Genomic DNA, 24031 nt, shown 5'->3' with positions numbered 1-24031 from the left:
CCACCTCACCATGCCGCTACGCAGTGAATAGCTTAGCTTGTTCATTGCGTAGCCCGGCAGGGCGGCGTGCGTCCGGCAATCCTCGATCGGCATTACTTTTAGGCTTGGATGCATTATGGAACACATTGCCATCATCGGCTTGGGCTGCCTGTTCCCTGGCGCCGAAACACCGGCGCAGTACTGGCAAAACCTGCTGGACCAACGGGATTGCACCAGTCCGTTGTCTAGCGAGGAGCTGGGTGTGGACCCGGCCCTGTATTACGACCCGATTCCGGGTACGGCCGACAAGATCAATTACAACAAGAACGGCCACGTACGCGGCTTCCAGTTCGATGCAGGCCGCTATCGACTGCCTGCAGATGAGCTGTCTGCGCTTGATCCGCTGTTTCACTGGACACTTTACGCTGCCGAGCAGGCATTGAAGGATGCCGGTTATGGTGACGCAGATGCTGCCATGCGTCAGCGTTGCGGCCTGATTGTCGGCAATATCGGCATGCCGACTCATGCCGTGAAACGACTGTTGAGTGGTTTTTATCATCAGATTCTGACACCGTATCTGCAAACACTGATCGGTCGTCCGGACTTCCGTTTTCATGAGCGCTGGCAAGCTGATGGCTTGTCAGAACAGAACATGATGACCGGTAGTTACAACGGCACCATTGCTGCCCAGGCATTGGGCCTGGGAGGGCCATGCTTCACGCTGGATGCGGCTTGCGCATCGGCGTTGTATGCCGTTCAGGTGGCCAGCTATTACCTGCAGAGCGGCAAGGCCGATCTGATGCTGGCTGGCTCGGTATGCCACGCCGATCATATTTATATCGACCATGGTTTCAACGTGCTGCAGGCCTTCCCTGGTGATGGCCAGTCGGTACCGTTCGATCGTCATTCGCAAGGCCTGAAGGCCGGCGAGGGCGCCGGGCTGATTGCATTGAAGCGCTATGCAGACGCAGTGCGTGATGGGGATCAGATCTATGGCGTGATCGAATCCATCGGTTTGTCCAACGATGGTGGTGCCAAGCATATTCTGGTGCCGGATTTCAACGGCCAGATGCTGTCGCTGCAACGTGCTTATCAAGGCGTGGACAAGCACATCGATTATCTGGAATGCCATGCTACCGGTACACCGGTGGGCGATCAGGTGGAATTGGGCTCCGTCGAGGCATTCTTTGGTGATGATGGCCAATACCCGTTGGTTGGCGCCAACAAGGGCAATATCGGCCACATGCTGACTGCGTCCGGCATGGCCAGCATTCTCAAAGTGTTGCTGGCGATGAAGCATGGCGTCATTCCCCCCACCTTGGGTGTACAGGAACTGGTCAGCACGCCGAAAGGCAAGTTGGGTATCGAGCAGGTGGTGCGTCAGACCACACCTTGGCCGCAGCATGGCCAGCTCAAACGGGCTGGAATCAATGCCTTCGGCTTTGGTGGTGTGAACGGCCACATGGTATTGCGTGAGCATGTTGCAAACGATCAGCCTGTTACCGAAGCCCCATTGACGTTGGCACCGCTGGCGATTGTCGGGGTAGGAGTGTCATTGGCGGGTACGGATGAAGTCGATCAGTTCGATGCCACCATCCGTCACGGTCGCGACCATCTGGCCGCCTTACCACGTACGCGCTGGCTGGGTCTGGAGGGCCGTGACGATGTATTGCAGGCACGTGGCTTCAATACACCACCGATCGGGGCATATATCGAGTCGCTGGATTTCGATTGTAAGCATTTCAAATTACCACCCAAAGTGATCGGCAGTCATCTGCTGTCACATCTGTTCCTGATGCCGGTAGCCGAGCGGGCTTTCTACGACGCTGGTTATCAGGTTGATGGCAAAAAGCGCAATATCGCCGTGATCGTGGCGGGGGATGTCGACTACAGTTGCTCACGCTATCAGGCGCGCAACGAAATGGCCTGGCAGATCCGCGACAGCCTGGCACAGTGCGGTATCAAGTTGACCGAGACGCAGACAGCCGCGCTGGAAACCATCGCCAAGGACAGCTTGTTCCCTGAGCCCTATCCGGAAGGGATCACCGGCGGTATCGGTAATGTGGTCGCCAGCCGGATTGCCGCGCATCTGAAACTGGATGGCCCGGCCTTCTCGCTGGGCTCGCATGAGAATGCGCCGTTCAAGGCCATTGAAGTTGCGCAGTTCATGTTGTCGCAACAGTTGGTGGAAGCCGTCATCGTAGCCGGTGGCAGTTTTGCCGGCGGCTTGGAGAACGTGCTGTGGTCGCATCAACGTAATGCTGCCTTGCCGGTTGGCGAGGGAGCTGGTGTGATTGTTCTGAAGCAGGAACAGGTCGCTACTGCGGCACAGGATCGCATCTATGCTGTGATGCGTGGGCTGGCGGTTGGCCATGAGCGTGGCGCCAGCACAGCCTTTACCCCGGTTGCCGATGCGGTGGCACGCGCTGCGGCGGCATCGCTGCAACAAGCGGATTGCACACCTGACGACATCGATTATGTAGAGCTGAGCGGTGGTAGTCAGCTGCAAGGCAACCTGATTGAGGTTGAAGGGCTGAATCGTGTCTATGGTCAGCGTGCAGTCACGACACCGGTCACGGTGGGGTCGGTCAGTGCCAACTACGGGCATCTGGCGTTGGCGCAGGGCATGGTGGGTATTGTCAAGGCCGCATTGTGCCTGTATCGCCGTTACTTGCCGCCGACTGCCGGATTACAGGCCTATCCCGATTGGGCTGCTTATCGCACCTTGCGTACCAACCCTGCCGGGCAGGACTGGAAAGCGCCGGCCGGTGGTTTACGCAAGGCTGCCGTCAACAGCTTGGGGGTGGATCGCGCCTATGCTCACCTGATTCTGCAAGAGCCGACAGACAGCCAACGTCAGGCTGCCCGTCAGCCGGTACCGTATCGCGCACAGGCCGGTGGATTGATGACACGGGTGTACACCGGTCGGGATCGCACCATTCCGGAAATGATCCTGAACGAGGCGAATTGTGCGCTGTTTGGCACGTCGCCCCAGGCTGCACCGGTCATCCAGCCGACTGTTCCGGTGGCACCAGCCGTGGCCAGCGATCTGCATGCTGTTCACACACAGGACCCATTGGCACGCCAGTATCTACGCAATGTGCAGGCACAGTTGCATTTCCTGAAAGCGGAGCAGCAGTTTTATCGCCGCTTGAACACCTTGCTGGGTGGCGAAGTCAGCGACCTGGATGCATTGTTGCCCACACCGGCAATCGCCCCAATGCCAATCAAGCCGTTTGCAGCCAAACCGGTGGTAAAGCCGACACGCCCTGTACTGTTTGATGAAGCCCAGCTGATTGAGCTGACTGATGGTTCGGTGGCCAAGGTATTGGGCCCGGATTATGCCGAAGCCGATACCTATCCGATCCGTACCCGGATGCCGTCACCGCCATATATGTTCGCATCACGTATTACTGCGATGTCGGCACAGAAGGGCAAGCTGGAGCCGTGCTTCATCGAATGGGAATGCGACTTGCCGCACGATGCCTGGTTCGCCATCGATGGCCTGGTGGGGGCGTTTGTGTCACTGGAATCATCACACGCCATGATCGTGGCCTTCACCTATATCGGTTGTGACCAGCTCTTCAAAGGCCAGTTGCGTTACCGCGCGGTGGACAGCCAGACCACGGTCTACAGCGAGATGCCGAAGGCGGGGGAGGTATTGCGTGGCCGGGTCAACATCAAATCCTTCCTGAAAGTTGGCAAGAACGTACTGATCGCCTACGAGTACCTGTGCTATGTGGGTGATCGGTTGTGCTTCAAGCTGGTGGCCAATTCCGGGTTCTTCCTGCCGAAGGATATTGAAAAGTCCAAGGGTGTCGATTCTGCGCCTTATCTGAAAGTCACCCAGCTGGCACAGCCGTTTAACCCGCCGTTGCGCTGCGACAAGACATCGTTCAGCTCGGCAGAGATCGAAGCCTTGCAGGACGGTGATTTCGAACGCTGCTTCGGCCCGGCCTATCGTGTTCAGCGAGTGGGGCATCTGTACGCACCGGCAGCCCGCATGGTGCATCGCATTGCATCGATCAGTGCCAATGGTGGTGCGTTTGGTCTGGGTGAGGCGGTAGGTGAGTGCGATATCGATCCCGCACACTGGGCTTTCAAGGCGCACTTCAAGAACGATCCAGTGATGCCTGGCACCATGTTGGTAGAAGGCTGCGAACAGGTACTGAAGTTCTTCCTGTGCTACCTGGGTCTGTACAACCTGCCACAACTGACGCCGCACACGCTGACCAATCACCACTACAGCGCCAAGTTCCGTGGTGAGGTGAAGTGTCAGCCGGAAACCTTGCGTTACCGCCTGACCTGCAAATCCATCGACCGCACCTATGAGGCTGATGGGCAGACGCTGGCCAGCGTGGCGCTGGTATTCGTGGCAGAGATCATCTACCGCGGCAATGTGATCGGTATCTGCGACAACTTGGGCGCTGGCTTCCGCAACTTGGCACTGGCCGCCCAACCGCCGTCAGACGCGGTTCAACATGAGATTGAGGTATGAACGTGAACAACGACAAACTCTGCGTGGCACCGCGTTTTGCGCCACCGCCTTATCAGTGGCAGGGGCAGCCAGGCAAGATGCTGCAAACGCTGAGCCAGGCCCAGAGCAAATTGCTGGAACTGGCCAAGCCGCTGTATGTGCTGCAGCAGCAGGAATTGGCAGTGCTGGAAGCGGCAGGCAGCTTGACGAGCCAGGGCCAGGTAGGTTGCCTGGGCGTGGTACCTGCCTGCCTGCCGGAATACTTCGGTGACCCGACCTTCCTGCATGACTACGGCGTGCGGTTTGCCTATTACGCCGGCGCGATGGCGGGTGGCATCAATTCCGAAGAAATGGTGATTGCGCTGGGTGCCAGACGCATTCTCAGCGCCTTTGGTGCCGGCGGCCTGACACTGGATCGCATCCGTACGGCCATCCGCCGGATCAAGGAAGCGCTGCCGAATGGCCCGTATGCCATCAATCTTCTGCATAACCCCAGTCAGCCTGATTGGGAGATGGCCTGCGTCAAGCTGTTCATCGAGCAGGATGTGAAAGTGGTGGAGGCTTCGGCCTACGTCAACCTGTCGTCGGCGATTGTCTACTACCGCATCAAGGGCCTGGAGCGGGGTGAGGACGACACGGTGATCCGCCGTAATCGCGTGATTGCCAAAGTATCTCGTCGCGAAGTGGCACAACACTTCCTCAGCCCGGCGCCAGAAAAGATCGTGCGCAAGTTGCTGGCCGAAGGGTTGATCACCGAACAGCAGGCCTGGTTGGCTTCCCGCGTGCCGATGGCGGACGACATCACTGTAGAAGGTGATTCCGGTGGCCATACCGACAGTGGTGTACTGAGTTGCATCTTCCGTTCTATCGCCGATCAACGTGATGAGCTAGCGGAAAAGTTCCAGTACCCGTTCCAGGTACGGGTCGGTGCTGCCGGTGGTCTGGGTTCACCACATGCTGTACTGGGTGCATTTGCAATGGGTGCGGCCTATGTGGTGACCGGGTCGATCAATCAGGCCTGCGTGGAGGCGGGTACCTCTCCGCAGGTCAAACAGTTGCTGGGCAAAGCCAAGATTCATGATGTGGCGATGGCGCCATCTGCCGACATGTTCGAGCTGGGAGCCAAGGTACAGGTACTGAAGGGTGGCAGCATGTATGCGGTGCGCGCCCAGAAGTTGTACGGCCTGTACAAGCAGTATGAATCGATCGAAGACATTCCGGCGGCAGAGATTGCCAACCTTGAGCAATCCATCTTCAAACAGCCTTTGGCCCAGGTATGGGCCGAGACGGAAGCATTCTTTAAGTCACGCGGCAATGAGGCAGTGATTGTCACCGCCAGCGCCAACCCGAAGAAGAAAATGGCGTTGTTGTTCCAGTGGTATCTGGGTCAATCATCACGCTGGGCCATCTCCGGCAGCAGCGAACGCGCGGTGGACTATCAGGTGTGGTGCGGGTCTGCCATGGGCGCTGCCAACGAATGGTTGAAAGGCAGCATCCTGGAGACTGTCGAACAACGTCACGTGACCGACATGGCTGTCGAACTGATGGCCGGTGCAGCCTACCTGAGTCGTGTCAATGCCTTGCAGCAACTGGGTGTACAAGTACCCGAACTGCTGCGCCGCTATCAGCCGGGCAGTGCTCGACTGGTCGAGCCGGATGACACCGACCCGACCGAGTCCCAATTGCCTTCTACCCCCCCAACCATCCGTAAGGAAGAGGATCGCAAGCAAATGGAAGCCGATACCAAACTGTCGTTGAACAAGTCGAAAGATTTTTACAAGCAATGCTGGGAGTTGTTACCAGGTGGTACCCATTACAACTTCGGCGATCCGGAACGCCCACTGGTGATTCCGTTCAATCGTGGCCGCAATTCACGCGTCTGGGATCTGGATGGCAATGAGCACCTGGACTTGTTCTGCAAATTTGGCGCCCTGTTCGTCGGCCATCACAACGAGGCCTATAACGAAGCGCTGATCAAGTACATGCAGAAGGTCACCTCGGTGGACACCTGCGATCTGGAAGTAGAAGTCTGCACCCAGATGATCAAGCACATCCCATGCGCAGAAATGGTCCGCTTCTGCTTGAGCGGTACCGAGGCTGTACAGAACGCATTGCGTCTGGCACGTGGCTTTACAGGCAAGAACCGGTTTATCCGTTTCCACGGCCACTACCATGGCAACGCCGACAACATCATGGGTTGGCGCAAGAAGAAGGACCTGAGCTACCCCGTTCCGGAACAGTTCAAGGGCGACTTGCTGGATACACTGGGTCGTGCCGACGGTGTGATGGATTCGCAATCCTTCGTACTGCCTTGGAACGATATCCAGATTCTGGAAGCTACCATCGAGCGCTATCACGGCGAGATCGCTGCAGTACTGATGGAACCGATCTGCATCAACGGTGGGGGCATTCTGCCGCGTGAAGGCTACCTGGAGCGTGCCAAGGAGATCTGCGAGAAGTACAACATCGTACTGATTTTCGACGAAATCATCACCGGTGTTCGTCTGGGTCTGTCCGGTGCGCAAGGTATCCTGGGTGTGACACCGCACCTGTCCACCTTCGGTAAGGCACTGGGTGGCGGTTCCATGCCGATTTCGGCTATCGCCGGCCGTCGCGACATCATGGACATGTACACCCGCGGCAAGGTGATCCATGCAGGTACCTTCAACGGTTACCCGCTGGGCCTGGCAGCCATCAAGGCCACGTTCGACCTGGTCGAGCAGGACCCGGGTTGCTACGACCGCATGGCAGGTTTCACCTCGCAGATCTGCGACGCATTCATCCGTGCTGCGCACGCCAATGATCTGCCGCTGGTGGTGCAAGGTATGCCGACAGCGTTGGTCTACCACTCGCAAGACACCACTGTCGATCGCTCGGAAGGCTACAGCGACAAGGTCAAGTTCTGCGACATCATCATCCGCGAGATCTCCAAGCGTTACGGCATCCAGTTCTCGCCGCTGTCACGTATCTATTCCAACCTGCTGATGAATCAGGATGACGTGCGCTTCTTCGAAGAACGCATCTTCGATGCCATGGCCAATGCCAAGAAGGTGATCGACATCACCTTCAAGGAAGGAGAGGCAGCGTGAGTCGTCAGATCGCCGTCGTCACCGGGGCCGCTGGCGGCTTCGGTGCGGCCATCAGCAAATCGCTGCTGGAGGTCGGTTATGCGGTGGCGGCCACCGACCGGGACCCGGCCGCGTTGGAGCGGTTGGGGCAGTACCTGGGTTATCCGGAACATCTGAAGACATTTGTGATGGATGTTACCGATGCCGATCAGGTGGAACAGGCCGCCCTGGACATTACCGAACGCCTGGGGCCCAACCTGACCGTACTGGTGAACAACGCCGGCATCATCGGTCGTGGTTTCTGCCTGTCGGAAAAAAGCGTGGCGTTGTCGCGTCAGGTGATCGATGTGAATCTGACCGGTGCATTCAATTGCACCGCGGTGTTTTCACGCCTGATGGCGCGGTTGAAGTATGGCCGCATCATCAATATCGCATCGGTGGCCGGCATCTGGGGTTCGGCAGGTGGGGCGGCTTATGCTGCTTCGAAAGCAGGGTTGATCAAAGCATCAGAATCCTGGGCGCGCGAGCTGGGGCCGCTGAACATCAGCGTCACTGCTATTGCTCCAGGCATTTGCAAGACCAACATGCTGACCCAGTTTGTCGATCAGGAAGCGGTGGCCATGTCGGTGGATGAGACCAAGATCGTCAAATCTATCGTGCCGGTGGGTCGTTGGGGGACGCCAGAGGATATCGCTGAAGTGGTGACATTCCTGGCAACCTGCAAATCCAACTACCTGAATGCCGCCGTGATTCCGATCGATGGCGGGATGCGGGTCGGGACGTTGTAGTAGACGGGTAGTACGAAAAACCGGCCTTCTTGCGGTTTTTCGTGTTGCCCAGTTGTTGAGGCAGTACCGATGGGGCACCGGGCGGCGATGTGAATCGCTGGCCCACCCCGTGTTGATGAATGCATTTCGTTTGGGAGGTGCTCGCAATGAATTATCGGGCCAAGACGACCGTTAGCAATATCGTATTGACCGGTGCCACCGGTGTGATGGGTGGCAGACTGTTGCAGGAAATCCTGCGGACCACGGAAGCCTATGTGTATTGCGTGGTACGTGCAGAGAATCATGAAGCGGCGATGCGCCGCATTGAAGATGTGCTGTTCTGCTATGACGAGGAGCGCATTCTGAAGGATGAGACCTGGCGCATCATCCCGGTATTGGGTGATGTCAGCCAGCCCAAGTTGGGTCTGAGTGACGATAGCTATGACGAGCTGGTGAACTCGATCGACGTGGTGTTGCATTGCGCAGCCAACGTCAGTCTGGTGGCGTCCTACAACAAGATTGCCCCAGTGAATGTGGGTGGCGTGGCCAACATGATCGAATTCTGCCTGACCGGCAAGATTCCGTTGATGTTTACCTCCAGTTTCAGCATGACCGGCGACAAGCTGTACGAACCGGGTTTTGTGCTCAAGGAGACGGATCTGGATGTCGGTCAGGGCTTTGAAGAAATGGACTATGAACGGTCCAAGTTCGAAGCGGAAAACCTGGTGCATGAAGCTGGCAAACGCGGGCTGGACTGGGTGATTGTGCGCCCGGGCAATATCTGGGGCGACAGTGTCACTGGTTGCTATCCGCTCAAGCAGACCAAGGTGAAGGGCATCTATTACGAAATGCTCAAATCGCTGGTGGAAACTGGGGTTACCTTCCCATCGGATGAGGATTTCGACATCACCCCGGTGGATTACGTGGCCAAGGCGGCACTGCATGCAGTGATGAACCTGCATGTCACCAACCATCGTACGTTCAATCTGACCAATCCGAATCCGATCACCTACGACGACATCGTGGTGGCCTTGCGTATCCATGGCTACACGGTGAATGAAGAGGAAACCCAGCGCTATTTCGAAGCACTGCAGCAAGGCCGGGTGGTCAAGGGTGGCAAGCCGTACCGCTCTACCTTCACCGATCTGCTGTCGATTTTCTATGACGGCAGCGATTGCAAGGAGTGCGCGAAATACGACACCACACAGATCGATGCGTTGCTGGCGGATACCGATATCCGCTGCCATGAGTCAGATCAGGTGCTGTTATCGCGTTATCTCGACTATGCCGTGCAAGTGGGTTTTCTGGTACCGCCATCAGCACAGCAACCGTTGGCTGAGATCCGCGAAATCGTCATGGGGGGTGGCTACATGGAAAGCCTGTACGACGCCGACCTGAGCGAACCGGCCATGGCCGTATAAGACGAGGCATCCATGTTTGCTGACCCGATCCAGACCCTCAGCCCGGCCCCAACCGGGAACGGACATACGTTGCAATACCAGGTGTTGTGCAACAACGAGCCGATCGGACATATCCATGTCCAGCGGCAATTGGTGCAACTGGCAGGTGAACCGGCGCTGTTTCTGCGCAACCAGATGTCACTCCGCGTCAGCGGGCTTTGGTCGGACTATGTGCTCGATTCGGAAGAAGAAATGATTCTGGATGGGCAGGGGCTCAGTCGTTATGCCGGGTTGTCGACCGAAGATGGCGAGAAGGCTGCTGTCACCGGTGAGCGCGAAGGGGGCCAGCTCACTGTGAATATCAAGGAAGACCATCTCCGCACCGAGCGTTTTCAGCTGACCGATATCGATGCCACCAGCGAAGATGCCGCCGTCTGCTTTTTGCGAAGTCAGCGACAGCAGGCGGTGTTGCGGGTGCTGGACCTGGATCACTTCGACATCGATCAGGTGCAGTTTCGCCTGTTACCGCCAGAGACACTGGCCCTGGCCGGTGCCGAACGTATCACCCAGGTAGTGTCGTTCGAATCGCGCAAGCGGCGTACGACCGGCGTGGGTTGGTATGTGCCGGATGGCGACGGCTTCATTCTGATGCGCGAAGTGAGCAAGGAGCAAGACGACCGTAATGAAGTCATTCTGAACAATTGGGAACACACATCATGCAACAACACGATTTGACGCTGACCTTGGCCCAGACCGACATCGCCTGGGAAGCCATTGACGACAACCTGGGTCGGATGAGTGAACAACTGCACGCTGTCCAGGGCTCGCAGTTGATTGTACTGCCAGAGATGTTCACCACCGGCTTCAGCATGCGCCCGACGGGTATTGCCGAAACCATGGATGGCAAGGCGGTGGCGTGGTTGCGCGAAACCGCACAAGCCAAACAAGCCGATGTGGTTGGCAGCGTGGCCATTGAAGAGGATGGCCGGTATTTCAACCGCCTGATCTGGGCCAAGCCCGATGGCAGCCTGCGGACTTATGACAAGAAGCATTTGTTCTCGTTTGCTGGCGAGCATGATCACTACACCCCCGGCAGCGAGCCATTGATCGTGGAGTTGAACGGCTGGCGCATTGCCACCTTCATTTGTTACGACCTGCGCTTCCCCGTGTGGTCGCGCAATCTGCAGGCCAAGTATGACCTGGCGCTGTACATCGCCAGCTGGCCGGAGCGCCGTGCACGTCACTGGCAGGCACTGTTGCCTGCCCGTGCCATCGAAAACCAGAGCTATGTGGTGGGCGTGAATCGCGTTGGCACCGATGGCAACGGTATCCGTTACAGCGGCGATTCGATGGTGATCGACCCGTTGGGCGAGGTGTTATTCCACGAACGCAACCAGGAGCGTATTCACACCGAAACCCTGTCCCGTGCTTTGCTAGACGAGGTGCGTACGCAGTTCCCGTTCCTGAAGGATGCAGATCGCTACGAGCTGTGCGTTTGAGTTGATATCACGCAGGAATGTGTCAAGCCGGTGACCTGACGTTGCCGGCCGGTTGGGCCAATTTTCTTGAAAGTGCGGAATGAATATATTGCTTGAATTCAGTCACATTGCAGCACGTTATCCAGATCAAATTGCAATCGAAGGTGACGGCATTCAGGTGAGCTATCGGGCGTTGCTGCAGGATGTGGCCCGTGTGCAACAGGCGATTGTGGAGCAAGCCGGCCAGGGCCGGATGGTGGTAACGCTGCTACCGCAGCAGTTGGGGCTGGTGCAAAGCGCACTGGGCATCTTCGGTGCTGGCCGGGTGTTCGTGCCGGTTGACCCGGCCGTGCCCGTCAGTCGACTGATGGCGCTATTGTCACAGATCGACATGGGCTTGATCGTGACCGAGCGGCGCTGGCTGAGCTTGCTCGATGCCGCATTGGCGGATGCTCCGCGCCCGCCGGTACTGTTACTGGACGAACTGGGCGCATCGTCAGCCTGCCCAGATTGGACCACACGCTGGCCTGCGGCGGAGCATGCCTACCTGTACTTCACGTCCGGCTCGACCGGTACCCCGAAAGGCGTATTGGGCCGTACCGACAGCCTGTTGCAGTTCATCCGCTGGGAAAGCAAGGCGCTTCAGGTCACCCTGGCCGACCGCGTCAGCATGCTGACCGCCCAGATGTTCGACCCATTCCTGCGTGATCTGTTGTTGCCGTTGCTTAATGGCGCCACGCTATGTCTGCCACCCAGCCGCGATCTGGTCTATACGCCGGCTGCGTTGCTGGCCTGGTTTGACAGCCAGCGCATCAGCATTACCCATATGATTCCGTCGCTGTTCCAGATTCTGCTGGAACAGCCAACCGCTGCCCAACAGCTGCGTAGCCTGCGGGTAGGTGCATTGGCCGGTGAAATGCTGAAAGGCTCACTGGTCGACAAATTCTATGCACTGGATCTGCCGGAAGCACGCTTGGTGAACCTATATGGTCCGACCGAAACCACGTTGGCCAAACTATGCCATGCCGTGACGGAGGCGGATCGTCATCGTACTGTGGTACCAGTCGGCCGTCCGATCGACGCTGCCACCGCTTATGTGGTGGATGCATACGACCAGCCGCTGACTGATGACAGCGCAGGCGAGGTATTGATTGCAACCCCATATATGTCAGCCGGTTATCTGCAGGCTGAGGCCGCGGACAAGGCGCGCTTTTTCAACGGCCGAGGTAAATTGGCCGGGGTAAAGCTCTATCGCACAGGTGACATCGGCAGGCGGTTGGCTGACGGTAACCTGGAGCTGATCGGTCGCAAGGACTTCCAGATCAAGATCGATGGCCAACGCATTGAACCAGGTGAGATCGAAAGCCTGCTAGAGCGTCACAACCATGTGCAGCAAGCCATTGTCCAAGCTGTCAAGGGTGGGGCAGGGCAGACCGTGCTGGTCGCCTACCTGAAGCTCAAGCCAGCGGCCGCCATGCTGGATCGCGATGGCTGGCAGGCATTTCTGGCCCAGTATCTGATACCGGCGGCCATTCCTGGTCATTTCCGCCAGGTGGACAGTTTTCCGATGTTGCCCAATGGCAAGATCGACCGCAAGGCGCTGCAGCCCGGGCTGAACCTGCGCGCCAGCACGGCTGGACACGAGGCGCCGACCACTTTGTCACAATGTCTGCTGGCAGGTATCTGGCAGCAGGTACTGGCGGTGGATGCGATGGGACTGCAGGACGGTTTTTTCGAGCTGGGTGGTACATCATTACTGGCGATTCGCATGTTGGCGCAAATCCAGGCACAAACCGGGGTCGCCATCCCATTTGCCGATTTCTTCCAGGCACCCACTTTGTCGGCACTGGATCAATACCTGGCGACCCATCAGGCTGATGCCAACCTAACATGGGTGGCCAGTGGCCGTCATCATGGCAAGCCCACTCAGGATCAACAACGTATCTTCTTCCATCAGCATCTGCAGCCGGACAGCATTGTCTACAACATGGCCTATGTCGCCCAGTGGCAAGGCCCACTGGCACTGACCGCGTTGCAGCAGGCCATGGATGGGCTGGTGGCACGACACGCGGCCCTGCGTACCCGCTTCTGGCTGGCACAGGGTGAGGTACAGGCAGCGATCCTGCCCGCAACCGGGTTGGTAATTCAGCATCAACAACGGCCGGATGAGTCCGCTGCTCAGGCCACCTTGCTGGATGCAGCGCGCCAGCCATTTGACCTGGCACAGGGTGAGCTGCTGCGGGTGACGGTAATCAATACCGGTCCGGCAACCCATTGGCTGGGTATATGCCTGCACCACATTGCGGGCGATGCATGGTCGTTCAACCAGCTGTGGTCTGAGTTGCAAGCCGCCTATAGTCAGGCTTTGGAGGGGCAGCCGACCGAGCAATCGGCAGAACCGCTGACGTTGCTGGATGTGGCCGACTGGCAAGCAGCCCAGTCAGCCAGCCCGGCGCTGGTACAGGCCCGGCAATACTGGCAGCAGCAACTGCGCGGTCAATTGCCGGTGGCGCAACTGCCTTATGATCACGAACCATCGCCCACCCCCAGCCAGCGTGGTGCGCGATTTGCATTCTGCCTGCCTGCCGATTTGAGTCGCTCGTTGGCGAGCTTGGCCAACCGGCACGGCGTGACGTTGTATATGACGTTGCTGGCTGCCTTGACGGCTTTCCTGCAACGTTATACGCAACAGCGTGACGTGCTGATCGGTACGCCCGTGGCCAATCGTCAGCATCCTGCCTTGGCAGAACTGGTCGGATTTTTCGTCAATATCCTGGTGATCCGCAATCAAGTTTCGCCGGGTAGCCATTTCCTGCAGCTGCTGGGCCAGGTACGCCAGACCACACTGGACGCCCTGCGTCATCAGACCATGCCGTTCGATACATTGGTGGAATTGCTGAACCCACCACGCAGCCTGGGTGTATCGCCATTGTTTCAGGTCATGTTTGCCTATCAAGGCGCGTTGCCGGCAGCCAGCCGGATCGGCCCGGTCAGCCTGTCCGCACCGGAGCAGCTGGATATCGGTACCGCCAAATATGACCTGACGTTGGAAATGTGGGACGACGGCATCCAATTGCAAGGTGTGTGGGAATATGCCGCCGATCGTTTCGATGCCGACACGCTGCACCGCATGGCAGCCAATTTCGAATACTTTGTCGCCGCGCTGGTGGCCATGCCAGAGCAGGATCTGGCGACATTGCCCCTGGTGTCTCCCTCTGAACAGACGCTACTGGCTGGCTGGAACGATACTGCCATCCCGTTCAGCGACGACTGCGGCATACATCAATTGATCGAGCAGCAAGCAGCGCGCACCCCCGATGCCATCGCGGTGATGTTTGAAGATCAGGTGGTGAATTATCGTGAGTTGGACGAACGCGCCAACCAGTTGGCACATCATTTGGTCAGTTTGGGTGTCAAGCCTGGCGTGACTGTCGGGATCAGTATCCAGCGTTCGATTGAGCTGGTGGTGGGGTTCCTGGCCATTCTGAAGGCGGGGGGCATCTACGTGCCAGTCGATCCTGACTACCCACTGGAACGCCGCCGTTTCATGATGGAAGACGCTGGCCTGCACTTGTTGTTGACCCAGTCGCAATTTGCCGAGGTCTATCAGGATACCGCCGTCAGCAAGCTGTATGTCGATCGGGATGCGGCTGCCATTGCCGCTTGGCCGATCGATTCACCGGCTGTCTCGGTCACGGCAGACGACATTGCCTACATCATTTATACCTCCGGTTCCACGGGCCGCCCCAAGGGGGTGCTGATTCGTCATCGCGGTGTGTGCAATCTGGCCGAGGCTGAAATCGATCTGTTGGGAATGGGGGCGGGTAGCCGCGTGCTGCAATTTGCCTCGTTCAGTTTCGACACGTCGATCTGGGAAATCGTCATGACACTGTGCGCCGGCAGCGCACTGGTGATGGCACCGGCCATGAGCCTGCTGCCCGGCCCGGATCTGCTGGCGCAATTGAAACGGTTCCGTGTCACGCATGTCACGTTGCCAGCATCCGCACTGGCAGCATTACCGGAGGACTCGTTGCCCGATCTGGCTGTGTTGATCGTGGCGGGAGAGGCGTGCGGGCTGGATCTGTTGCAAAAATGGAGTGTGGGCCGACGCTTCGTCAATTCCTATGGCCCGACCGAGGCCACCGTCAGCGCCACCAACGCCATTCTGCCGTCGGATGCATCGCGCATTCACATCGGCCAACCGTTACACAACACCCAGATTCATCTGCTGGATGAACAGCTGCAGCCGGTGCCGATCGGCGTGGCGGGCGAGCTGTATATCGGTGGGATCGGGTTGGCAGTGGGTTACCACCAACGCCCCGATCTGACCGCAGAACGGTTCATCGTCAACCCGCTGGATGCCAGTGGCACCAGCCGCTTGTACCGGACTGGCGATCTGGCACGTTGGCTGCCGGATGGCAATATCGATTATCTCGGCCGCATTGACCAACAGGTGAAACTGCGTGGCTTCCGTGTCGAATTGGGTGAAATCGAAACGGTATTGCGTAGCCATCCCCAGGTGATCGATGCTGTTGCGATGGTCCGGGCTGACTACCAGGAAGGCGGCGCCATCGTCGGTTACCTGCTGGTCGAACCCGGCGTGCCGGTGGATGTGGCGGCAATACTGGATCACGTTCGCGCCAGCCTGCCGGCTTTCATGGTGCCGGCCGTATTGGTGCCGATGACGGTATTTCCACGCTTGCCCAACAACAAGGTCGACCGGAAGCTGTTCCCCAGCCCGAGTCGTGACGGGCAGACGACACAGGACAAAGCTCCCCCGCAAGGTGAGGTGGAGCAGGCGATTGCGGCTGTCTGGTGCAGCTTGCTGCGTCGGGATGGCGTAAGCCGGGATGCATCCTTCTTCGATCTGGGCGGTCATTCGCTGTTGGCAGCCAAAGCCGTGGCGTTGTTGGCCAGCGAACACCAACTGGCCTTGACAGTGCGGGATGTGTTCGAACAGAAAACCGTGGCCGCACTGGCTGAACGGGCCCGCCCGATGGCAGGCCACAGCACGCTGGACCCATTGCTGACTGCCGTAGGCCCGGCACCATTAAGCTTCGCCCAACAGCGCATGTGGTTCATCGAACAACTGTCACCAGCCGCCGCGGCCTATACCATCTGCACCATCAAGTACTTGCATGGCAAGATCAATCTGGGGCTGTTGTGCCGCAGCCTGGATCGACTGTTCAGCCGGCATGCGGTATTCAATACCCGCCTGCAGATCAATGGGGGGCTGGTCAGCCAGCATGGGGTCTGCGAGCCAGCCCGATACCAGATCGAAACCCTGGGTGGCTTGAGCGAAGCCAGTTGGCAGGCTGCAGTGCAGGAAGTCGCCCAGGCAGATGCCGCCAAGCCGTTCGAGCTGGTCGATCAACCGTTGTATCGGTTGCGGGTCCTGACTGCCAGTCCCAGTCAGTGCGCATTGGTCCTGACGGCGCATCACTTGCTGCTGGATGAAGCCTCACTGGCATTGCTGGATGATGAGCTGGTGATCATTTATCAAGCATTGCAGGCAGGGCAGGAACCCAATCTGCCGCCGTCGCCGATCAGTTATGCAGGCTTTGCCCGCTGGGATCGTTCGCTGCACCGTCAGGCTCAGTGGCAGCCGCAGCTGGCCTACTGGCAATCCGTATTTGCGACCTTGCCACCGGTACTGACCCTGCCAACTGATTTTCCGCGCGATGCCCAGGCTTCGTCCCGCGCCGGTTGCAAACCGTTGCAGATCGATGCTGATACCACCCAGGCCATTCGCCAACTGGCCAAACATTGCGCCACCACGCCGTTCAATGTGCTGCTGATGGCATTGCAGGTGCTGTTGCATCGCTATAGCGGCGAGCGCGACATTACCATCGGTGTGCCCGTGTCGGTCAGGCCGCTACCGCAGCTGGAGCATACGGTCGGGTTGTTCCTGAACACTTTGGCCTTGCGTGGCGAGGTGGTGGCCAGCCAATCGGTACACGCCATGCTGACAGCCGTGCGTGACCGCACTCAGGCCGCTTTGGTGAATAAAGAAGTGCCATTCGACAAGGTGGTGGATGCTGTGGACACCACCCGTGACCGCGCTACCGAATCCCTGTTCCAGGTAATGCTGGCGTTTACCGGTCATCGCGCATCAGCCTCGGACACAACGGCATTGCAGGTCGTCAATGCCAATGTGGATACGCAGGATGCCAAGTTCGATCTGACCTTGTTTATTGACGAAGGCGGGCACGGCTTCACCTGCAAGTTCGAATACCGTGCCAGCTTGTTCCTGCCGGCCACCATTCAACGTCTGGCGGATCACTTCCAACGCTTGTTGCAGGCCATGGTCAGCGCACCAGATCTGCCGGTTGGCGAGTTGCCGATGCTATCGGCCGCCGAGCAGCAACTGATTTTGCAGGATTGGAACAATACCGCTGCACCCATCCCGGCGTGGTGTGCTCATCAACAATTTGAAGCGCAGGTGCGGCACTCACCGGATGCCATTGCCTGCCATTTCAATGGCCAGCGCCTCAGCTATCGTCAGCTGAATCAGCGTGCCAACCGTTTGGCGCGGCAACTGCGTGCAGCGGGCATAGGTACGGATAGTCTGGTGGGCCTGTTCCTGAAGCGGTCGGATCAACTGGTGGTGGCGATCCTGGCGGTGCTGAAAACCGGTGCGGCCTACCTGCCGATCGATGCCGGTTACCCGGCCCAGCGCATTGCCTTCATGCTGGCCGACTCTGCCGCGGCGATTGTATTGACGCAGGATGCGTTGCTGGACACCTTGCCAGCCATCAATAGCCGGACCTGGTCGTTGGATCAGCTGGAGAGCCAGCTGATGGACGAGGCCGACAATAATCTGGATCTGCCGGTGTCGCAGCAGGATCTGGCTTATGTGATCTACACCTCTGGCTCGACCGGGCAGCCCAAAGGTGTGATGATGTCGCATCGCGGCCTGACCAACTATCTGGCACACGCTGTGGCGTGTTACGACCGGCCCGAAGGCATTGGCAACCCAATGCATTCCTCGATTGCCTTCGATGCCACCATCACCAGCCTGTATGTGCCGCTGATCACGGGCAAGCAGCTGTTCATCGTGCCGGAAGACAACGAGATCGAGCAGTTGGGTGCAGTGTGGAGCGAGCAAGCCGCACTGACGCTGGCCAAGATTACGCCAGCTCATGTGGAGTTGCTCAGCAAAACCCTGCCGACGCAAGCTGCCAGCCATACCGCCGTATTGGTACTTGGCGGCGAGGCATTGCATGCCAACGCGCTGCGTTTCTGGCGCGACCACGCCCCCGCAGTGCGGGTGATCAATGAATACGGCCCGACCGAGGCCACCGTGGGCTGCTGCATCTATGATGTGGCTGCTGGCGATTGCACCATGACAGGGGCGGTGCCGATCGGCAGGCCGATTCGCAACACGCAGCTGTATGTGCTGGATGAGGCGTTGCAGCCGGTGCCGGTCGGTGCGGTGGGTGAGTTGTATATCGGTGGGGCGGGTCTTGCCCGTGGCTATCTGAACCGGCCGGATCTGACTGCCGAACGCTTCATCCGTCACCCGTTCAGCAACGATACATCGGCACGGCTTTACAAGACGGGCGACCTGGTGCGGTATGCGCCGGACGGCAACCTGCACTTTCTGGGGCGCAAGGATCACCAGATCAAGCTGCGTGGGTTCCGTATCGAATTGGGCGAGATCGATGCCGCCCTGTGCAGCCACCCGCTGGTGGAAGCGGCCGCCGCGTTGATCCAGGCCCGTCATGGCCGCAAGCATTTGGTGGCCTATACGGTGTTGGCAGGCGGCATCACCGATACCGCCCCGATCCGCGCGCATTTGGCCAGCCATTTGCCGGCCTATATGGTGCCGTCCGACATCGTCGTGTTGCCCATGATGCCGCTGACTGCCAACGGCAAGATCGACCGCGATGCATTGGCCCGTATCGAGCCCGCCGTGTCGCAAGTGCCGCAGGTCGCGGCCAGCAGTGCGGTGGAACAGGTGCTGGTGGACATCTGGCAAACCGTACTGCAGCGGAGCCCGGTCGGCATTCACGACAATTTCTTCGAGCTGGGTGGCGACTCCATTCTCAGCCTGCAGATCGTGTTCAAGGCCCGTCAGGCGGGGTTCAACTTGAATCCGCGCATGATGTTCGACTATCAGACCATTGCAGAACTGGCCAGTGTGCTGGACGACAGCCCGTCAGCAGGCGCTGTCGAGTTACCGGCACAAGGCCACGTGCCGCTGACGCCAATCCAGCATTGGTTCTTCCAGCACAATCAGGCCAATCCACACCATTTCAATCAGTCTTATCTGTTTGACCTTGACCCAGCTGTGGATCTACCTGCATTGGAAGGGGCATTTGCCGCAGTCTTGCAGCATCACGAGGGGCTGCGTACCCGTTACCAAAGACGGGTGGATGGCCAATGGCAGGGCGAGATCAGCGGTGAAGCCGCTGCCTTCCGCCTGCAGCGTTGCCGGCTGCCGTTGGCGGATACACAGTCTGGTTATTTGCGGCAGACGCTGGCGCAATGCCAGCGTGAGTTGAATATTGCCAGTGGGCCGATGTTGAAAGCGCTGTATCTTTACGACGATCACAAGGCGTTGCTGATGGTGGTGGTTCACCATCTGGTGATCGATGGCGTGTCCTGGCGCATTCTGCTGGATGATCTGCTGGATGCCTATGTGGCGTTACGTGACGGGCGTCAGCCGGCATTGCCGGCCCGCACGGCGTCGTTCCAGCGCTGGGCACAGTACCTGACAAGCAGACCGCAAGCGGCGGATTGGCCAGCGCAACACCAGTTCTGGCATGACTACCTGGCCCGCCCGATGCTGCGCCTGCCACGAGATCTGACGGGTGAAACCGATCGTCATACGGTGGCCACCTCGCGCAAACATGTGCTGTCGTTGAATGCCGGTCTGACACAGGCCCTGCTGGGCGCCGTGCCGGCCACTTATCATGCCAATGCCGCCGATCTGCTGCTGGCTGCACTGGCTGCAGCGCTGCAAGGATGGCTGGGCGATGGCGAACTGCGGGTCGACCTGGAAGGCCACGGCCGGGATGGTTGGCTCGATGCACCAGATGTCAGCCGCACCTTAGGCTGGTTCACTACGTTGTATCCGGTGGTGTTGAACCTGGATGGCGCATTGGACGCCAGTCATCTGATCAAGGGTGTCAAAGAAGCGGTACGTCAGTTAGCACAGCGGGATGCTGCGTTCGGGCTGTTGACGCAGGGCCCGGCGGCGACACTGTCGGACAAGGCGACAGGTGAACTCTGTTTCAACTATCTGGGGCGTTTCGAGCAAAGTTTCCAACGGGCGCCACTGCTGGGTGTGTCGACTGTGTCCACAGGTAGCCGGCAAAGCGCGGAGAATCATCGTGCCTATCTGCTGGAGGTGGATGCCTATGTCTATGGTGATAGTTTGACCGTGGAGTGGACTTATAGCGAAACCTGCCATCGCGAGGCCACCATCCGGGCGTTGGCAGAGGCTTTCCAGCGTCACCTGACTGAGCTGGTGGCACATTGTCAGGCATTGACGGTTCCACAATACACGCCATCTGATTTCCCGCTGGCGACATTGCGTCAACCAGCATTGGATCAATTGCAATCCCATTATCCGCAGTTGGTGGATATCTATCCATTGACTGCGATGCAGGAAGGCATGGTGTTCCATGCACTGAACACGCCGCAATCCAGCCTGTATGTCGAACAACTGTGTTTCCACCTGACCGAGGCAGTCGAGCCCGTACAGTTGCAGGCCGCCTGGCGGCAAGTGGCACAACGGCATCCGTTGCTGCGCAGCTGCTTTGACCTCCGCACGGCAGACAGTCCGTTACAGATTGTGCTGGCACAGGTCGAGCCGGTCTGGCAGGTGCTGGACTGGACAGACAGAACGGATGCCGACAGCCTGTTGGCCGATTGGCGCATGGCCGATCTGCAGGCTGGTTTCGATCTGCAGACCGCACCGTTATATCGGGTGACACTGATTCGTCTGCCACATGATTTGGTCTACTTGGTACTCAGTCATCATCACGCGATTCTTGATGGCTGGTCTGTGCAGCGGCTTCTGGACGAAGTCACGGCATTGGTCCGTGGCCAGTCGCTGGGTGGTCAGCCACGGCCGTTCCGTGATTATCTGCAGTGGCAACACAGTCAGCGCCAGGCATCGCAACGGCACTGGCAACAACGGCTTGCGGGCCTGCAGGAGGCCACGCCACTGCCAGCACCGCGTGCCATGCTGGGTACAGAAGATGGCATCGGCCGCGTTGAATTCGCCCTGACGGCCGAGCAGGATGTTGCATTGGCTCACTTTGCCCGTCGCCATCGCCTGACCTTGAGCACCTTGGTGCAGGGCGCCTGGGCGCTGCTGTTGAACCGTTATGGCGGCACACAGGATTGCCTGTTCGGTGTGACGGTGTCTGGCCGGGCCAACGCCTTACGTGGCATTGAAAACATGGTTGGCCTGTTCATCGGTACCGTGCCGGCCCGTGTCAATGTTGCCGAGGACTTGCCGGTGGTGGGCTGGCTGCAGCAGATTCAGGCTGCACAACTGGAAAACGAACAGCACGCGGGCCTGTCGCTGGCTGATATCAAGCAGCAGGCAGGCATCGACTGGCCTGGTGCGCTGTTCGATTCCATCGTGGTGTTCGAGAACTACCCTGGCAGCCAGTCGGGTGCACGGCCGTTGTTCCTGTTCGATCAGGCCGCCGAGCGCACCAACTTCCCGCTGACGGTGGTGGCGTCACCGCAAGATGGGCTGCATGGGCATCTGCACTACGATCTGCGCTACTACACCGCTGCCACGGCGGCGCAACTGATGCGGCATCTGACCCAGCTGATCGTCGGCTTGGCGCAGGCCGATCAGGCGACCCTGGGTGAGGTGGCCATGTTGCAGCCGGACGAGCAGCAGGCCCTGCTGGCGTGCTGGGCACCGCAGCCACGGCCGTTCTTCGATGGTTGCGCGCAGGCGCTGTTCGAACAGCAGGCCCGCGCCACGCCCGATGCCATTGCCGTGCAGGATGGCGACACGGTATTGCGTTATGCCGAGCTGGACCGCCAAGCCAGCCAACTGGCTGCCGTACTGCGTCAGCAAGGCATTGGGCGAGATCGGCTGGTCGGCATCTATCTGCGCCGCTCGGCATCGCTGGTGGTGGCCATGCTGGCCAGCTGGAAGGCGGGTGGTGCCTACCTGCCGATCGACGCTGCCTACCCGGCCGAACGGGTGGCCTATCTGTTGAACGACAGTCAGGCTGCGGTGCTGATCACCGATCATGCCTTGCAGGCCATCTTGCCTGGCCATGCCGGCACCACCTTGCTGATGGACGCGCTGCCGCAAGCCGCGTCGGTCGGCATCGTGAATGCAGAACCGACCGCCAGCGACCTGGCTTATGTCATCTATACCTCGGGTTCAACCGGCCAACCCAAGGGCGTGATGATCGAGCAGCGCGGCCTGGTCAACTATCTGCAATATGCCTGCCGTGCCTATCGGGTGAGCCCACACAGCGAGGCGCTACTACATTCGTCGATCAGCTTCGATGCCACCATCACCAGCTTGTGGGTGCCGTTGATGGCCGGTGGACGGGTTGTGGTGGTGCCGGACGACGCGGATGCCACCACCTTGGCTACCCATTTGCAGGCAGCTGGGGATTCGCAATTGCTGAAAATCACGCCCGTTCATCTGGAATTGCTCGGCCAGACCCTGCCCGCCGGCGCCGCTGCCAGAGTATCGGCGATGGTGGTGGGGGGCGAAGCGTTGAAAGGGGCTGCCTTGGCAACCTGGCAGGACAATGCCCCGGCCATCCGCATCTTCAATGAATACGGCCCGACCGAAACCGTGGTGGGTTGCTGCGTGCACGAGTTCGGTGCCAGTCAACGCCATACTGGACATGTGCCGATCGGTCAGCCCATCGACAACACCTGCCTGTATGTACTGGATGCGGCGTTACGTCCGGTGCCGTTTGGCGCGGTGGGTGAGCTGTACATCGGAGGTGCGGGCGTGGCACGTGGCTATCTGAATCGCCCAGCCCTGACGCAGGAACGTTTCATCGACAGCCCGTTTGTGGATGGCAGCCGCCTGTACAAGACCGGCGATCTGGTCCGTGCCTTGGCGGATGGCAATCTGGATTATGTCGGTCGACGCGATCAACAGATCAAACTGCGTGGCTACCGCATTGAGCTGGGCGAGATCGAGGCGCAGCTGGCGGATCACCCGACGGTGCGTCAGGCGGCCGTGATCGTGCGGCGCGATGGCGAAGGGGCGGACGGACAGTATCTGGTGGCTTATCTGCTGGCCAACGATGACGTCACGCCGGACAACGCTGTGCTGCGTGACTTCCTGAAAACCCGCCTGCCGGCCTATATGGTGCCGACTTACTTTGTGTGGTTACCGGCGTTGCCGCAGACCGCTAATGGCAAGGTCGATTACAAGGCGTTGCCCAAACCCGAACAGGTCCGCAACCAGGTGCACCGTGCACCTGGCAACGAAATTGAACAAGGGCTCTGGGCCATCTGGCGAGAAGTACTGGCGCTGGATGAAGTCGGTATCGATGACAGCTTCTTTGAACTGGGTGGGCATTCCCTGAAAGCGCTGCGGGTGATGGCGCGGATCACACAGCAACTGGGTGTGGCCGTCACGGTGCAGGACGTGTTCGACAAGCCCACCATCGCTGAGCTGGCTGCATTGATTGCAGTCCGTCGGCAGCAGGAACCGGCCAAACCGGTCAGTGCGATCACCCGGGTTGCCCGGGCAGGTCGTCAAGTCGTGGAAATGGATGTCAGCAAGTAAGGTGCCCAATCATCACGGCACGGGTAAGTAGCCCGTTCATCGGCTGGTTGATGGGCGGGCGTCATTCGATGTACTGGTTAAAGCAAAAACAACACACCAATTATCAGCAGGAGAGCA

Annotated in this window: 7 protein-coding genes; all 7 read left to right on the top strand. The window is 59.0% G+C overall.

Features of this window, described 5'->3' with window-relative positions:
* Nucleotides 1-115: 115 nt before the first annotated feature.
* The 7 genes from FFS57_RS05690 to FFS57_RS05660 all read left to right on the top strand — a co-directional run bounded on the left by FFS57_RS05690 (nt 116) and on the right by FFS57_RS05660 (nt 23914).
* Nucleotides 116-4477: a polyketide synthase family protein gene (locus tag FFS57_RS05690; RefSeq protein WP_137936798.1), complete on the top strand. Its 4362-nt coding sequence runs from the start codon at nt 116-118 to the stop codon at nt 4475-4477.
* 77 nt (nt 4478-4554) lie between these two features.
* Nucleotides 4555-7545 (top strand): PfaD family polyunsaturated fatty acid/polyketide biosynthesis protein, encoded by a 2991-nt coding sequence (locus FFS57_RS05685; RefSeq protein ID WP_137936850.1) that lies wholly within the window; start codon nt 4555-4557, stop codon nt 7543-7545.
* Nucleotides 7542-8312, top strand: coding sequence for an SDR family NAD(P)-dependent oxidoreductase (locus FFS57_RS05680; RefSeq protein WP_137936797.1), 771 nt, complete (start codon nt 7542-7544; stop codon nt 8310-8312). Before FFS57_RS05685 ends, FFS57_RS05680 begins: the two co-directional genes overlap by 4 nt.
* Nucleotides 8313-8458: 146 nt before the next feature.
* Nucleotides 8459-9712 carry an SDR family oxidoreductase gene (locus tag FFS57_RS05675; protein ID WP_137936796.1) on the top strand — a complete coding sequence of 418 codons (1254 nt, stop codon included), beginning with the start codon at nt 8459-8461 and terminating at the stop codon, nt 9710-9712.
* Nucleotides 9713-9724: 12 nt separating this feature from the next.
* Entirely contained in the window at nt 9725-10426 is a 702-nt protein-coding gene (locus tag FFS57_RS05670) for a hypothetical protein (RefSeq protein ID WP_137936795.1), read from the top strand.
* Nucleotides 10408-11190, top strand: coding sequence for an amidohydrolase (locus FFS57_RS05665; RefSeq protein WP_137936794.1), 783 nt, complete (start codon nt 10408-10410; stop codon nt 11188-11190). The genes FFS57_RS05670 and FFS57_RS05665 overlap by 19 nt, the downstream gene beginning before the upstream one ends.
* A 79-nt stretch (nt 11191-11269) precedes the next feature.
* Nucleotides 11270-23914 carry a non-ribosomal peptide synthetase gene (locus FFS57_RS05660; protein WP_137936793.1) on the top strand — a complete coding sequence of 4215 codons (12645 nt, stop codon included), beginning with the start codon at nt 11270-11272 and terminating at the stop codon, nt 23912-23914.
* The last annotated feature ends 117 nt before the right edge of the window (nt 23915-24031 follow it).

Source organism: Chitinivorax sp. B (assembly GCF_005503445.1).
GTDB lineage: Bacteria > Pseudomonadota > Gammaproteobacteria > Burkholderiales > SCOH01 > Chitinivorax.
Note: the sequence above shows the minus strand (reverse complement) of the source record. Positions and strands in the feature narration are given on the sequence as shown.

Coding starts and splice junctions, on each gene's coding strand:
- FFS57_RS05690 (WP_137936798.1), top strand. CDS start 116: ATGGAACACATTGCCATCATCGGCTTGGGCTGCCTGTTCCCTGGCGCC.
- FFS57_RS05685 (WP_137936850.1), top strand. CDS start 4,555: ATGCTGCAAACGCTGAGCCAGGCCCAGAGCAAATTGCTGGAACTGGCC.
- FFS57_RS05675 (WP_137936796.1), top strand. CDS start 8,459: ATGAATTATCGGGCCAAGACGACCGTTAGCAATATCGTATTGACCGGT.
- FFS57_RS05670 (WP_137936795.1), top strand. CDS start 9,725: ATGTTTGCTGACCCGATCCAGACCCTCAGCCCGGCCCCAACCGGGAAC.
- FFS57_RS05665 (WP_137936794.1), top strand. CDS start 10,408: ATGCAACAACACGATTTGACGCTGACCTTGGCCCAGACCGACATCGCC.
- FFS57_RS05660 (WP_137936793.1), top strand. CDS start 11,270: ATGAATATATTGCTTGAATTCAGTCACATTGCAGCACGTTATCCAGAT.